Genomic DNA, 13,981 nt, shown 5'->3' on the forward strand with positions numbered 1-13,981 from the left:
GGGGTCAAGCTCCCGACCGGAGGAAAAGATGATCATCCTCGGAGTTATTCTGCTCGTCATCGGCCTCGTGGCAGGCATCAGCATTCTCTGGACCATCGGGGTCATCCTGGTGATCATCGGAGTCGTTCTGTGGATTCTGGGAGGCATCGGACACGCGGTCGGCGGCCGGCGGCACTATTGGTGACGTCGCGCTCCCGCGCGGCGCGGCACCACAAGGTTCGGCACCTTGGGTGAAGGCGCGGAGAGATCCGGGAGGCGCGTTCGCACCTCCCGGATCTCGGCGGAATCCCGTCAGATCTCGTCTTCCAGCCGAATGACGTCCCTGAGGTTCTCGTGCGCCTTCCCGGGGGTGCCTTCCTGCGCTTCGAGCAGGGCCGCGGCGATGGCGTCCAGCTTGCGCTGGATCGCCCGGTCGGCGCGGAGTTCCGAGTTCTTCAGCAGGGCGAGGAGCATGAGTGTCACCGCGGTCATGGACTCGCCGGCGAACAGGAGCCAGGTCACTTCGACGCCGACGACGTGGAGCGCGACGGTGAGGGAGACCAGCGCGAGGCAGAACACGAAGAAGACCGGTGAGCTGGTGAACTTCGACGCGGACTCCGCGAATCGCTCGAATCTGCCGCGTTTGTCGCCGCCACGGTCCGCGGGGTGCTCGATGGTCATCGTTCCGTGCTCTCCGTGCTGTCCGTCGCGGGGTCCCGGTCACCGGCCGTTCCGGGCAGGGCAGGGTGAGTCATGTCCGGGGTGGGGCGGGGCGTCGCACGCAATGCCGCACGACGCCCTGACGCCGCCGGACGCGCGGTGCTGTCGGCACCTTCTCAATGTCAGTGTTTGATCCGCTTGCGCATGCGGTCCGCGGCCTTGCCGGTCATCTCGCTGGCCTTGCCCCGCAACTGTTCGCTGCGGCCCTTCCGCTGCATGGACTTGTCACCGATGGCCTTGCCCAGCGTTTCGCGCATCCTGCCCGTGATCTGCTTCGTCTTGGCGTTTCCCTTGATCATCACGATCGCCCTCTTCTCGAATCGCCGACGAGTGCGTTCCCGTGGAGGCGACGCACCTTTCTTCACCGTGTGGCCGCCGGGCCGGTGACGCAAACCGGCGCCGCGCGAACTTTCCGGTCGGTCCCCGGGTCCGGCTTCGCCGCTGCGTACAGGCTTTCCCCGGTCGCCGGGCCCGACCACGGAGCCTCGCCGCCACGGGGATGGGGGCGACGAGGCTCCTACGGGCGTGTGCCCCGGCCGCCGCCGTCCATTCCGTCCGCTCGCGTCCCGGACGGACCGACCGACCTGCCGGCGGCGCGCCCGGCCGACCGGCCACGGCCCTGTGACGTCCGTGTCCGCCGGCGCCGGGCCGGACGCAGCGGTGCCCCTGTCCCGCCGCCGGAGCGCGGTGGGACAGGGGCACCCGGGTGCCGGCCGGTCAGGGCTGTGCGGTGAGCGTGAAGCTCTGCGCGGACGAGCCGTCGCAGGTGCGCTGGGTCAGCTGGACGCTGTTCGTCGCGGCGCTCGCCGCCGTCAGGCACTTTCCGCTGTGCCGGGCACTGAAGTGGTAGCGCCCGGTGCTCTCCTTGACGGGCAGCCACTGCTGGTTCTGCCCGCCCCCGTAGGCCCACAGCTGCAGAGGCGCGTTGTCGGCGGTCGAGACGCCGGTCACGTCGATGACCTGCTGCGGGTTGCCGCGGATGCCGGCCTGCCGGTATCCGCTGTCGGTCGAGCGGAACTGGAACTGCTGTGCCTGGGTGCCGTTGCATGCGTACTGCTGGATCGCGGTCCCGTTCGCCGTGGCGGCCGCGCGCGCGTCCACACACGTGCCGTTTCCGGCATTGCTCAGCGAGTACCAGGCGGTCTCCGAGATCGAGTCCGCCGGCGGGGTGGTGTTGTCGGCCCCGCCGAGCCACTTCAGTCCGTCCAGCACGAACCGGTTCTGTGTCTCACTCGCGAAGGTCGACGACAGGCGGGTGTTGGTCGAGTAGTCCATCGCGTTGTGACCGAAGTTCGCGTACAGCATCTTGTACTTGGTGTTGGTCCACAGAATCGGGTAATAGCCGCTGTACCAGCTCTGGTTGGGGTCGGTGCCCAGCGGGAAGCTGCTGGGGTCGACGGACGCCAGGATCTTGATGTCCGGGTTCTGCCGCAGGTCGTTGGACCAGCTGTACCACTCACTGACGGCCGAGGTGAACGTGGCCGGCAGGTTCTTGGTCGACGGATGGGTACGGTCCTCGACCTTCAGGACCGCGCTGGTCGGACCCCAGGTGTTCGACTTGAAGTTCCCGCTGCCGAGGAACTGGTTGTGGTACCAGGGCCAGTCCGACGCACTCGTCGTGAACGCCGAGACATGGAACCCCATCCAGGCGCCGCCGTTGCGCATGTACTGCTCGAAGCCCGTCCGTTGGGCCGACGTCTGCGGCAGGTCGTCCAGGAACAGCACGACCTGATACGCGTTGACGCCGCCGTTGCTGAGCAGGTCCCAGTTGGTGCTGGCCGTGTAGGTGAAGCCGTTGGCCGCGGCCTGCCTGGGGAACCAGTCGTTCGCCTCCTTCTCGAAGTCGATGTGTGCCGCGTCCCAGGTGCCGCTGTAGAGCGCCAGTACCTTGAACGGGGCCGCCGTCGTACTCGCCTGCGCGGCGGGCGGTGCCGCCACGGCGAGCAGCGTCGCCAGCAGCAGAAGGAGCCGCAGGACCAGGCGGGTCGGTCGGGATCCGGTGGTGTGCATCGGCTGATCAGTCCCCTCTGAGGCGGTCACGGGTAGCTGACGAGATTGGCGACGTTCGTGGCGGAGTTGGACGGGCCGCCCCGGTCGTTGATGACGTGCCGGATCGTGCCCGTGCCGCCCAGGGAGACCGTCACCATGTCCTTGAACTTCACGTTCGCGTTGTTCGGCGCCTCGATGGCGTGCTCGGCGGCGACGGACGAGTTGACGTTGAAGTAGCAGTAGCTGCCGAATCCGTACACCTGGTGGCTGGTCACCGAGTTCGCGACCTTGTAGGCGGCGTAGCCCTGCGTGGAGCCGTTCATCCAGGCGGCCTGGTTGGGCGGGTCGTAGGGCATCTCGTTCTGGTAGAAGTACGTGCGGCCGCCGTTGCCGTTCCAGACGGTCTGGTACTTCTGGTAGTGCTCGACGAACAGCCCGTACATCGTCACGTCGTCGCCGTTGACGACGAGGCCCGTGTCGGCGGTGTTGCTGGTCCAGCCCACACCGCTGCCGTGGTCGGCGCGCCACAGCCACAAGTGGTCGCCGATGACGTCGTCACTGTTGATGGTCAGGCTGGTGGTGGCCTTTCCGACGCCCGCTCCGCCGATGCGGAAGAAGACGTCGTGCAGGGAACTGGGGTCGGCGCTGTGGTCGGCGGAGGAGCCACTGGGCCCCATCTCCACGAGCTGCGCGGAGTTGGTGGTCCCCGCGTCGATCAGCAGTCCGGCGAGCTGGATGCCGTCCACGTCCGCGACCGTCATCGCCGTGATGCCGTTGTCGGGGATGAGGGTGGCCAGTCCGAGGCCGAGGACGACGGTGTCGGGGCGGGTCACCTTCAGTGTCTGGGAGAGGTGGTAGACCCCGGGCGTCACCAGCAGGTTCTTGCCCTGGGCGAGTGCGTCGTTCATCTGGGCGGCCGTCGCGCCCGGCTTCACGATGAAGAAGTCGGAGAGGGGCAGGGACGCGCCCGCCGGGGTACCCGCGCTCCACGTGGTGCCGCTGGTGTTGGCGCGTGCGGAGGGCACGAACACCTTCCAGGCGCCCGCGGAGTCGACGTAGAGGAAGGGCTTCTCACGGGTGACCGGTGCCTGGGCGACCGTGGTGTAGGGAGGGCTGGGGAAGCTGTTGGCGGGGGCGTTCTTCGAGCCGACGAAGACCATGTTCCAGTTGGAGCCGGTCCAGCTGCCCCACTCGGTGTTCCGGGACAGCCACTGCTGCTGCGAACCCGAGTTGACCTGACCGTCGATCTTCGTGTCGGCCATGTAGCCGCCACTGGACCAACCGCCGTCGTCCAGGGCGAGGTTGCCGCGCAGATGCATCCGCCGGTACGGGGCCGCCTGCGACACCGCCCAGCGGTCCGAACCGCCCGTCGGGGTCACCGACAGGTTCTCCGCCGACCGCCAGAAGTTCTGGGTCGCGTTGCCCTGGAACCAGTCGGCCTCCGCGTGCACCGCGCCGCGGATGTTGACGTCGTCGGGGGAGAGGCCGAGGCCGGCGACCTGGGTGTAGAAGCCGACGTTGGCGTTGGCGTCGTAGGTGCCCGGCTTGAAGAGGAAGGCCTTGCGGGCGGTGCCGAACTGGTTGGTCTCCTGCTGCGAGAACGCCGAGTTGAGGCTGCTCTGGATCGTGGCGGCGGGCGTCGACGGATCGAAGACGGTGACGTTCGGACCGAGGTCCGGTGTGCCGGGCGGCGGAGTCGTGTCGACGGGATTGACGAAGAACGACTGGGCCGCCGTGCCGTTGCACGTGTACTGCTGGAGCTGCACGCTGTCCGCGGTGGACGCGCTGGGCACGTCCAGGCACTTGCCGCTGTTGCGGTTGACGAAGTGGTAGGAGCCGCCGGAGTCCGCCACGGCCTGCCACTGCTGGTTGTTGCCGCCGCTGTACGTCCACAGCTGCACCAGCGCGCTGTCCGCCGTGGAGACGTCGGTGACGTCCCACGCCTTGGTGGCGTCGGCCCGGTTGTCGACCTGGGAGTAGCCACCGGACGTGGCCGCGATCTGCCACTGCTGGGCCTGGCTGCTGTTGCACGCGTACTGCTGGACCGCGGTGCCGTTCGCCGTCGCGGCGGCGCGCGCGTCGACGCACTTGCCGCTGGCGGCGCTGACGACCGTGGCCCAGCCGGTGGGCAGTGCGGCGGCCGCGGCGGTCGCCTCGTTCTGCGTGGCGGCCGCCAGGCCCGAGACCGTGGTCGCCACCAGGGCGACCGCGGCGAGCGCTTTCGGTATCCGGCGTCGGCCGGAATGTCTTGTCGATCGGGACACGGGTCTCTCCTGGGCTGGTGGGGGTGGGGAAGGTCAGCCGGTGTACTTCGCGAGCACGCGCGTGTAGTCCCAGTCCTGCTGGCCCACTCCGGAGCAGCTGTCGGCGACGCCGCTCGTGCAGGGGCGGTCGCGGTTGACCGACCAGAAGGTCAGCCGCGCCAGGTGGTGCTGCTGGGCGTAGCCGAGGATGGCCTGGAAGTCGGCGACGGTGACCGTCTCGTTCTGGTCGGTGATCCCGTTCATGGAGGAGATGCCCATGTCCCGGTACGCCTGGTCGTCGCTGTAGCCGTACGCGTTCTTGAGCGCCGTCTTGAGGCCCTCGGCGGCCCGCTGGGTGAGCGTGCCCATGTTCTGGCCGGCGCCGCCGAAGTCGAACGGCATGATCGTCCAGCTGTCCACGGTCAGGCCGGACGACGCGGCCCGGTTGATGAGACTGGTGTCGGGGCCGCTCTGCCCGGTTCCGATGGTGACGTACACCTTGATGCCCGGGTTGTTGGCCTTGATGGTCTTGAGCGCGTCCACGGTGCGCTGTTGGACCGTCGCGTTGCTGTAGGCGTCGGCCTCGATGTCGATGTCGATGGCCTTGAGCCCGTAGGCGTTGATGACCTTCTGGTACGCGCCCGCCAGTTCCCCGGCACTGGAGCAGGAACTCTCCAGCTTGTTGCCGCTGTAGCCGCCGAACGACGGGATGATGTCACCGCCGGCCGCCCGTACCGTGTTGACCGTCTGCTGGTCGACGCCACCGGTCAGGGCGCGGCCGCCGTCCCACTGCGGGTTGCAGTAGCCGTTGCTGAGCACGAAGGCCAGCGTGAACCACTTGACGCCGGTGGCGTTCATGACCGTGGTGGGGTTCGGCGGGCTGCCCCAGCCGTTGTAGAGGTACGGGGCGACAGCCATCGGCGCGGCGGGGTTGGTGCCGCCGCCGCCCGCGGCGGGCGCGGTCCACTTCTGGTTGGCGCCTCCCGTGCAGGTCCAGATCTGTATCGGGGCGCCGTTCGCCGAGGTGTTGCCCGTGACGTCGGCGCACTTGTTGGCCTGCGGATTGACGAGGTCGCGGGCCGCCGAGACCGTCCACCTCTGGTTCGCGCCGCCGGAGCAGTCCCACAGCTGGAGCCTGGCCCCGTCCGCGGTCGAGTTGCCGGTGATGTCAAGACACTTGCCGAGGGCCCGTATCGTCCCGTCGGAGCCGACCGTCCACTGCTGGGCGGCGGTGCCGTTGCAGTCGTAGAGCTGTACGGCCGTGCCGTTCGCGGAGTTCGCCGCGGCCACGTCGAGGCACTTGCCCGCGAGTCCGGTGATCGTGCCGGTGGCGGCGGAGGCGGGTGCCGCGGTCAGCGCACCGGCCGAGAGCGCGAGCAGCGAGGTGGTGAGGGCGGCGCGCAACACGGTTGAGCGCGTGAGGCGTTGACTGGTCATCAGGGGGGATCACAGCCCTTCAGGTGAGGCTGATGGTGGGGGAGTGTTCACGTTCATGAACGATGGGTGCATTCATGGAGCCGTGGTGATCGGGAACCTAAAGGTCTGAACCATAGTCGTCAAGAGATGAAGCAAAGGACTCCGCGAATTGGGCCCCGAGCACAAGGAGTTGAACGTTCCGAAGCCCCGCGGCGGCGGCGCGGAGTCGAGGCTCCGACCGTCCGATGCCGAGATGTGGTCACGTTTCCGAACGCCCTTCGGTCTGTCGTACGTACGGAGGGAGGTGAAGCCCGAGTCCGCCCCGCCCTTTCCCTCGAGTCGTGACCGCGGACGAACTGGGTCGACCGCGCGCACCGATGGCGGGAGTTCGGGAACCCGCAGGTGGGGGCGGGGTGCCGCCGGCCGGATGGCGCGGGGGCGGTGGGAGCGCTTATGCGCTGTTCATGTGTGCGGAATTGTCTCGAACGGTCGTCCCCTTTTGCCGCCTTTCGGGTGGCGCACTACTGGCCCAATGGCCGTAACGATTCTGCGCTCCCGGCGCTGACCTGGCGTTTTCCGATCACCCGACATCAATGGTTCTTTCGTTCGAATCTCGTCGCGTGGCGAGGTGATCTTGATCCGATCTACAGTCATGCCGCTCGTTCAAGATCACTCCCCATCGAGGCGTGTGTGACTCACCAATCCCCTTGTACCGAAGCCCGTTTGGCGATCCCGCTGACGGCCCGACACGACGAGGCCGCCCGGTGACGACGGCCGTCCTCGAGGGCATCGCCGGGTTCGTTCCGCCGCGTACGGTGACCAACGACAAGCTGCCCGTCGCGTGGGGTGTCGACGACGCCTGGGTCCGCAGGCGCAGCGGCGTCGGCGAGCGACGGTGGGTCGCGCCCGGCGTCGCCACGGGCGATCTCGCCCTGGAAGCCGCCCGCAAGGCGCTGGCCGTCGCGGGCCTGCCGCTGGTGGACGCCGTCGTCGTCACCACGTCCACTCCGGACCGGCCCATGCCGGCCATGGCGCCCTGGCTCGCCACCCGGCTCGGACTGGGCGGGGCGGCCGCGTGGGACGTGTCCGCCGCGTGCAGCGGATTCGTCTACGGCCTCGCCACGGCCTGCGGCGTCCTGGCGGCCGGGTGCGCCGACCGGGTCCTCCTGGTGGCCGCCGAGGTGTACTCGACCCTGATCGATCCGCAGGACCGTTCCGCCGGAATCGTCTTCGGGGACGGTGCCGCGGCGGCCGTACTCCGCGGGGGCGGCAGGGGCGAGCCGGGCAGCGTCGTCGCGTTCGACCTCGGCAGCGACGGCTCGGCGGACACCCTGATCCAGGTGCCCGGCGGCGGAGCGCTGGAACGCGCCCGCCCCGACGACTACCGCCCGGACGACCGCTACTTCCGCATGCACGGCCGTGAGGTGTTCCAGCACGCCGTCACCCGCATGGCACGATCCGCCCAGACCGTGCTCAAACACGCGGGCTGGTCGGCGGAGGACGTGGACCGGCTCTGTGCCCACCAGGCCAACTCCCGCATCCTCTCCGCCGTCGGCGCCCGCATCCCCGTACCGGCTCATCGGCATGTCACCAACATCGAGCGGGTCGGGAACACGGGCGCCGCGTCCGTTCCCCTGGCCCTGGCCGATGCCGCGTCCCGGGGTGAACTGAGCGGCGGACAGCGCGTGCTGCTGACCGCCTTCGGAGCCGGACTGACCTGGGGCTCGGCCGCACTGCTGTGGCCGGACCTCCCGTCCGTGCCCCCGCTCGACGGCGTCGTCCCGCACGTGGCGGTCCCCGCCGCGCCGGCCGTCTGACCCTCCTTCTCCCCCGGGGCCCTCTGTCCACGGTCCCCCTCGCCTCCTGCCCAGCAGCTGCCGCCAGTTGTGCCGAAAGGAACGCCCATGTCCCCCGTCCAGACCGCCGTCACCGCCGTACTGACCGAGAAGTTCGAGGTCAGTCCCGAGAGCATCCGCCCGGAGGCCACCCTGGAGAGCCTCGACCTCGACTCCCTCGCGCTGGCCGAACTCGCCCTGGCGCTCCAGGAACAGCTGGGTGTCGTCGTGGAGGAGGACGAGGCGGCCAAACACAGCACCGTGGGCGGGCTCGTCGCCGCGCTGAACGCCAAGCGGGACCGGCAGGGCTCCTCGTGACGTCACGTCAGACCGCCGTCTCGATCACCGGCCTGGGGCTGATCACCCCGGCCGGGGTCGGCCGTGAGCCGACCTGGGAGGGGATCCTGCGCGGCCGTTCCGCCGCGGCGACGGACCCCGAACTCAAGGACTGCCCGGTCGACTTCTCCTGCCGCATCCCGGCCATGACCCCGGAGCAGGCCCGGATCGGAGGCGGCAAGGCCTGGCGCATGGGCCACTTCAGCCGGCTCGCCGTGCTCGCCGCACGCGAGGCGGTCGCCGACGCCGGCCTCGACCCGGTCCGGTGGGACGGCACCCGCGTCGCCGTCGTGATCGGTTCCGGGCTCGCCGGAGCGGCGCATCTGGAGGAGCAGACCCTCCGCCACCACCACGGCGGTCCCGAGCTGGTCTCGCCCGCGCTGGTACCCATGCTGATCCCCAACATGGCTGCGGGGGAGGTGCTGTTGGACCTGGGCGCCCATGGCCCCTCCCTGGCCACGGAGACGGCGTGCGCCTCCGGCGCCAGCGCGCTGGCCACGGCGCGCCGGCTGCTCCTGGCCGGCCTGTGCGACATCGCCGTGGCGGGCGGCGCGGAGGCGGCCGTCACCCCTGTGATCACCTCCGGCTTCCAGCGGATGGGCGCGCTCTCGGCCCGAGCCGGCGACCCCGGGGCGGCCTCGCGGCCCTTCGCGGCGGATCGGGACGGCTTCGTGATCGCGGAGGGCGCCGCCGTCCTCGTACTGGAGCGGGAGGCGGACGCGCGGGCCCGCGGCCGGCGCGCCTACGCGCGGCTCGCGGGGGTCGGCCTCTCCTCCGACGCCCACCATCCGACCGCCCCGGCTCCCGGCGGGGTCCACGCCGAGGTGGCGCTACGGGCGGCGCTCGCGGAAGCGGACCTCCATCCGGCGGACGTCGATCACGTCAACGCGCACGGTACGTCCACGCCCCTCAACGACTCCACCGAGGCCGAACTGATCGGCCGCGTGCTCCCGCACCGGCCCACCGTGACCGCGCCCAAGGGAGTGCTCGGGCACAGCCTCGGCGCCGCGGGCGCCATTGAGGCGGCGCTCACGGCCCTGACCATCCACCGGTCCACCGTGCCGCCGGTCGCCAACCTCACGGCCGGCAACCTCCCCTTCGACCTGGACTGCGTCACGGACCGGCCGCGCGCTCAGCGCGTCCGTGCCGCCGTGAGCCAGTCCTTCGGGTTCGGCGGGCACAACGTCGTGCTGCTCCTCACCGAGGACTGACGTGCCGCTCTTCACCGAGGACCGAACCGAGGACTGAATCAATGACCCTTCACAGCAGTATCGTTCACGCGACCGTCCACATCCCCGAGGGGCGTCAGAGCGTGGCCGCGGTGGAAGACCGGTTCCGCGCGGGCAGTCCCGCCGTCCCGTTGTCCCGCGGAGTGATCCAGCGCATGTACGGGCTGGCCGAGCGCACCGTGGCCGCCGACCACGACCAGCCCTCCGACCTGGCCGTCCACGCGGCACGGCGTCTGCTCGCGGACACGGACACCGATCCGGCCGACGTCGACCTGCTCCTCTACGCGGGCATCCTCGCCGACATGGAGGAGCCCGCCACCGCCCATGTTGTCGCCGACAAACTGGGCCTCGGATGTCCCGTGCTCGACCTGAAGAACGCCTGCAACGGTGTCCTCAACGCACTGGAGGTCGCGGACGCGTTCATCCGGGGCGGCCGGTACCGCAGGGTGCTCGTGACCACGGCCGAGGTCAGCACCCGGGAGAGCCGCTGGGAGGTGGACGACCCGGCGGACGTCCTGACCGCGCTGCCCAGCCTCAGCACCGGCGACATGGGCTCGGCCCTGCTGGTGGAGGCGAGCGGCCGCCCCGGCATCGTCGGTTCGCGCTTCTTCGCCAACTCCTGGGGCTGGCGGGCGGCGACGCTGCCCAACCCCTACGCGCAGCACCGCAGGCTCGGTCATCTGCGCATCGACTCCGCGCAGTTGGTCGGCTCGTTCGAGGGACTGCCCGGCAAGGTGCGCGGAGCGCTCAAGGAGTTCGGCGTCGCGAGCGACGACTTGGACCTCGTCTGTGTGCACCAGCCGTCCGTGCCGTTCACCCGGGTCGTCTGCGACTGGGTGGGCGTGGACCCGGCCCGGATCCTGGCCACCTTCCCGGCCCACGGCAACGTGGCGACCAACACCATCCCGCTCCAGCTGGCCACCGCCCTGGAGAACGGCCGGCTGCGACGCGGCGACCTGGTCGGCATGTTCGGCTTCGCGAGCGGGGCCAGCGCCGGAGTGGTCGTCTGCCGGTGGTGACCATTCGCTCCGGGAACGCCCCCGCCTCGTCCGAACCCGTACGAACCCGAAAGCCACCCCCATGACCTCATCACCCGCCGACGTCCGGGTGCCCGGACCTCCCCGCATCCCACCCCTGCCGCCGTGCGACTGGCCGGCGCCGCTGCGCTCCCTCCTGGCGGACTCCCACAAGGACGGAGCCGGCCGGCTCAACCTCTTCGGAACCCTCGCCCATCACCCGGCCCTCGCCCACGCGTGGCTCTCCCTCGCCCGTGTACTCACCCACGAAGGCACGCTCGGTGACCGCCGACGTGAGCTGGCCGTCCTGCGCACCGCCCACCGGCTGGGCGGCACCTTCGTCCACGAGCGCCACCGCACGCCGGCGACGGAGGCCGGACTGACGCCGGAGGAGATCGTGGCCACGGCGGCGGACCCGGACGCCCACCCCTGGACGGCGGAGGAACGCGCGCTCCTGGAGACCTGCGACCTGCTCGCCGACAACTCCGCGGTGCCGGACGGACTCTGGCAGCGGCTCGTGCGCTTCCTGAGCCCGGAGCAGCTGATCGAACTGCTGGTCCTGACCGGCCAGACCGCCGCCATGTGCACCACCCTCGGCGTCCTGCGCACCCCCTCCGACGACGGCGCCGGACGTCCGCACCTCACCGTCCGTGTGGACAGGGAACTCTGCTGCGGCGCGGGACAGTGCGTCGGCGCCGCGCCGGAGGTGTTCGACCAGAGCGACACCGACGGACGCGTCACCCTCCTCGTACCGGAGCCCGACCAGAGGCATGCCGGCGATGTGCGCCTGGCCGCGGACCTGTGCCCCAGTGGTGCCATCACCCTCATGGACGTCACGTGACCCCCCACCAGGAGACAGCCCGGCTCATGACCACCACCGTCCCCGCGCCCGCCCCCGCACTCAATCTCCCTGCCCCTTACGGCAGTTGCCCTTTCGACCCACCCCCGGCCTACACGGCCGCCGCCCATGGGGCCGCCGTCACCCGTGCCGTGCTGCCGGACGGCACCGCATGCTGGCTCGTCACCGGATACGAGGAGGTCCGCGCCGTGCTGGCCGACCCCCGATTCAGCGCCGACGCCCGCACTCCCGGGTTCCCCTTCCTCTCGGCGGGGCAGCGGGAACTGGCGACCGCGAAGCCCAGCTTCATCCGCATGGACGACCCCGAACACGCCCGTCTGCGCCGTATGGTCACCAAGGACTTCCTGGTCAAGCGCATCGAGGAACTGCGCCCCGGCATCCAGGACATCGTCGACGGAGCCGTGGACCGGATGACGGACGGACGCACCTCGGCGGACCTCGTCGCCGACTTCGCCCTGCCCATCCCGTCCCTGGTCATCTGTCTGATGCTGGGGGTGCCCTACGAGGACCACGACCTGTTCCAGTCGCTCAGCCGCACCCTGCTCGACAACCGGACGACCCGCAAGCGCGCCGAGCAGGCGCACGCGCAACTCATGGACTATCTGGCGGAGTTGGCCGAGGACAAGCGTCACCGGCCGGGGGACGACATCCTGAGCCGTCTGGTGGCCCGCGACGACCTCACCCCCCAGGAGACGGCGTCACTCGGATTCCTGCTGCTCGTCACCGGTCACGAGAGCACCGCGAACATGGCGGCCGTCAGCGTGCTCGCCCTGCTGCGCGACCCCGGGCAGGCCGCGCTCCTGCGCGACGATCCGGAACGCGTCCGGGGGGCCGTCGAGGAACTCCTGCGCCACCTGACCATCATCCACCTCGGCCTGGGCCGTGCGGCGACCTGCTCCGTCGAGGTGGGCGGGGTCACCATCCCGGCAGGAGACGGGGTGATCTGCATGCTCTCCACCGCCAACCGTGAACCGGCGCTGTTCGCGACGGAGGGTGGCACCTGCCCCTCCGAGCTCGATCTCACCCGGGACGCGCGGCGGCATGTGGCCTTCGGCTACGGCATCCACCAGTGCCTGGGCCAGACGCTGGCCAGGGTCGAACTTCAGATCATCCTCACCACCTTGCTGCGACGGCTGCCCGGACTGCGTCTGGCGACGTCCCCGGACGAACTCGTCTACAACCGGGACGCCATCGTCTACGGTCTTCGCGCGCTGCCGGTGACCTGGTAGCCGTGAGCGTGCCGGGCGCGGAGGCGCGGAAACGCCGCGTCGCAGGCCCGGCGGCACCGCGTCTCCGCGTGCACGGTGACGCCCGTGTGCCGCCCCGGCCCGGGAGCCGATCCCCGAGGGTGAAGGACGGCCGCGTCACTGGCCGGGCGAGCCGTGCCGGCGCGCACTGCCGGTCCTGGCCTCGAGCGCGTGCAGCACGGCCACCATGTCCTCACCGCCGTGTCCCTGGGCCACGGTCTCGTCGAAGAGCGCGTGACAGATGTCGAGGAGCGGCGAGGCCAGACCGGCCTTTCGGGCGGCGTCCGCGATCAGCCGGTTGTTCTTGAGGACGTCCGTGGTCGCCGCCTGCACGGCGAAGTCGCGGGCGAGCAGTTTCGGTGCCTTCCCACGGGACACGGCGCTGGCCATCGGACCCGCGTCCAGGACGTTCTGGAGCAGGCGCTGGTCCAGCCCGAGCCGGTCGGCGAAGTGGAAGGCCTCGGTCAGACCGGTGACGAGTGTGATCAGGAACAGGTTCACCGAGAACTTCATCAGCAGCGCGCAGGGGACGGGGCCGCAGTCGAACTGTTCGCGGCACAGGGGAGCGAGCAGCGGGCGCACCGCCTTCACGGTCTCGGCGTCACCGGCCAGCATCACCACCAACTGGCCCTGCTCCGCCGGGACTCGGGAGCCGGAGACCGGGGCCTCGGCATAGCGTCCGCCCGCGGAGCGGATGTCGTCTCCCAGGGCGGCGGAGTACTCCGGCGAGACCGTTCCCATGTGGACGACGGTGTGTCCGGCGACGCGTGCGGCGAAGTCCGGGGTCCCACGACCCAGGACGGCGTCGACGGAGGCCTCGTCGGCCAGCATGAGCAGGACGGTGTCCGCCCGGTCGAACACCTCACCGGGGCTCGCCGCGATCTCGGCTCCGGCGGAGCGGAGGGGATCGCACCTCGCCGGGGTGCGGTTCCAGACGACGAGGGGGGTGCCCGCGCGGGCGAGGTTGAGCGCCATGGGCCGTCCCATGACCCCGAGGCCGATGAAACCCACGTACACCACGCACCACCGCTTCCGTTCCGCGACCGGGAGGCCGGGCGGCCCACCGCGGCGCGCGGGGGGGGCGCGGGGGGGCCCGCGCCCGCGCCCCCCGA

13 protein-coding genes are annotated in these 13,981 nt (G+C 70.5%); 7 read left to right on the forward strand and 6 right to left on the reverse strand.

Going from position 1 to position 13,981, the window contains the following annotated elements; genetic code table 11:
• Positions 1-28: 28 nt before the first annotated feature.
• Positions 29-184 carry a DUF6131 family protein gene (locus ACFV2J_RS01480; protein ID WP_266696366.1) on the forward strand — a complete coding sequence of 52 codons (156 nt, stop codon included), beginning with the start codon at positions 29-31 and terminating at the stop codon, positions 182-184.
• Between the two features lie 107 nt (positions 185-291).
• Here the strand turns inward: ACFV2J_RS01480 and ACFV2J_RS01485 are convergent, their stop codons facing one another.
• The 5 genes from ACFV2J_RS01485 to ACFV2J_RS01505 form a co-directional block, all read right to left on the reverse strand.
• Positions 292-660 carry a low affinity iron permease family protein gene (locus tag ACFV2J_RS01485; RefSeq protein WP_385089324.1) on the reverse strand — a complete coding sequence of 123 codons (369 nt, stop codon included), beginning with the start codon at positions 658-660 and terminating at the stop codon, positions 292-294.
• 161 nt (positions 661-821) lie between these two features.
• A complete protein-coding gene (locus ACFV2J_RS01490; RefSeq protein ID WP_385089327.1) occupies positions 822-998 on the reverse strand; it encodes a CsbD family protein in 177 nt (58 codons plus the stop codon).
• A 418-nt stretch (positions 999-1,416) separates the two neighbouring features.
• On the reverse strand, positions 1,417-2,709 hold the full coding sequence (locus ACFV2J_RS01495; RefSeq protein WP_385436908.1) for a ThuA domain-containing protein: 1,293 nt from the start codon (positions 2,707-2,709) through the stop codon (positions 1,417-1,419).
• A gap of 26 nt (positions 2,710-2,735) precedes the next feature.
• On the reverse strand, positions 2,736-4,886 hold the full coding sequence (locus ACFV2J_RS01500) for an RICIN domain-containing protein (protein ID WP_385094117.1): 2,151 nt from the start codon (positions 4,884-4,886) through the stop codon (positions 2,736-2,738).
• A 99-nt stretch (positions 4,887-4,985) separates the two neighbouring features.
• A complete protein-coding gene (locus ACFV2J_RS01505; protein WP_385094108.1) occupies positions 4,986-6,368 on the reverse strand; it encodes a ricin-type beta-trefoil lectin domain protein in 1,383 nt (460 codons plus the stop codon).
• A 743-nt stretch (positions 6,369-7,111) separates the two neighbouring features.
• Between ACFV2J_RS01505 and ACFV2J_RS01510 the strand changes: the two genes are divergently transcribed.
• From ACFV2J_RS01510 to ACFV2J_RS01535, 6 genes are all read left to right on the forward strand, one after another.
• Entirely contained in the window at positions 7,112-8,164 is a 1,053-nt protein-coding gene (locus ACFV2J_RS01510) for a beta-ketoacyl-ACP synthase III (RefSeq protein WP_385094111.1), read from the forward strand.
• A gap of 87 nt (positions 8,165-8,251) precedes the next feature.
• On the forward strand, positions 8,252-8,500 hold the full coding sequence (locus ACFV2J_RS01515; protein ID WP_385094114.1) for an acyl carrier protein: 249 nt from the start codon (positions 8,252-8,254) through the stop codon (positions 8,498-8,500).
• Positions 8,497-9,729: a beta-ketoacyl-[acyl-carrier-protein] synthase family protein gene (locus ACFV2J_RS01520; RefSeq protein ID WP_385436912.1), complete on the forward strand. Its 1,233-nt coding sequence runs from the start codon at positions 8,497-8,499 to the stop codon at positions 9,727-9,729. Before ACFV2J_RS01515 ends, ACFV2J_RS01520 begins: the two co-directional genes overlap by 4 nt.
• A 41-nt stretch (positions 9,730-9,770) precedes the next feature.
• Positions 9,771-10,766 carry a 3-oxoacyl-ACP synthase III family protein gene (locus ACFV2J_RS01525; RefSeq protein WP_385095748.1) on the forward strand — a complete coding sequence of 332 codons (996 nt, stop codon included), beginning with the start codon at positions 9,771-9,773 and terminating at the stop codon, positions 10,764-10,766.
• A 61-nt stretch (positions 10,767-10,827) separates the two neighbouring features.
• Complete coding sequence (locus ACFV2J_RS01530) at positions 10,828-11,604, forward strand: (4Fe-4S)-binding protein (RefSeq protein ID WP_385095745.1); 777 nt, start codon at positions 10,828-10,830, stop codon at positions 11,602-11,604.
• 26 nt (positions 11,605-11,630) lie between these two features.
• Entirely contained in the window at positions 11,631-12,851 is a 1,221-nt protein-coding gene (locus ACFV2J_RS01535; RefSeq protein WP_385095742.1) for a cytochrome P450, read from the forward strand.
• Positions 12,852-12,986: 135 nt separating this feature from the next.
• On the opposite strand, the gene ACFV2J_RS01540 is transcribed toward ACFV2J_RS01535, so the two are convergent.
• Entirely contained in the window at positions 12,987-13,886 is a 900-nt protein-coding gene (locus tag ACFV2J_RS01540; RefSeq protein WP_385095751.1) for an NAD(P)-dependent oxidoreductase, read from the reverse strand.
• Positions 13,887-13,981 lie beyond the last annotated feature (95 nt).

Source organism: Streptomyces sp. NPDC059668 (assembly GCF_042734135.1).
Lineage (GTDB): Bacteria > Actinomycetota > Actinomycetes > Streptomycetales > Streptomycetaceae > Streptomyces.

Excerpts from the sequence above, each read along its gene's own strand:
- ACFV2J_RS01480 (WP_266696366.1), top strand. The coding sequence starts at position 29 with ATGATCATCCTCGGAGTTATTCTGCTCGTCATCGGCCTCGTGGCAGGC.
- ACFV2J_RS01485 (WP_385089324.1), bottom strand. The coding sequence starts at position 660 with ATGACCATCGAGCACCCCGCGGACCGTGGCGGCGACAAACGCGGCAGA.
- ACFV2J_RS01490 (WP_385089327.1), bottom strand. The coding sequence starts at position 998 with ATGATCAAGGGAAACGCCAAGACGAAGCAGATCACGGGCAGGATGCGC.
- ACFV2J_RS01495 (WP_385436908.1), bottom strand. The coding sequence starts at position 2,709 with ATGCACACCACCGGATCCCGACCGACCCGCCTGGTCCTGCGGCTCCTT.
- ACFV2J_RS01505 (WP_385094108.1), bottom strand. The coding sequence starts at position 6,368 with ATGACCAGTCAACGCCTCACGCGCTCAACCGTGTTGCGCGCCGCCCTC.
- ACFV2J_RS01515 (WP_385094114.1), top strand. The coding sequence starts at position 8,252 with ATGTCCCCCGTCCAGACCGCCGTCACCGCCGTACTGACCGAGAAGTTC.
- ACFV2J_RS01525 (WP_385095748.1), top strand. The coding sequence starts at position 9,771 with ATGACCCTTCACAGCAGTATCGTTCACGCGACCGTCCACATCCCCGAG.
- ACFV2J_RS01530 (WP_385095745.1), top strand. The coding sequence starts at position 10,828 with ATGACCTCATCACCCGCCGACGTCCGGGTGCCCGGACCTCCCCGCATC.
- ACFV2J_RS01535 (WP_385095742.1), top strand. The coding sequence starts at position 11,631 with ATGACCACCACCGTCCCCGCGCCCGCCCCCGCACTCAATCTCCCTGCC.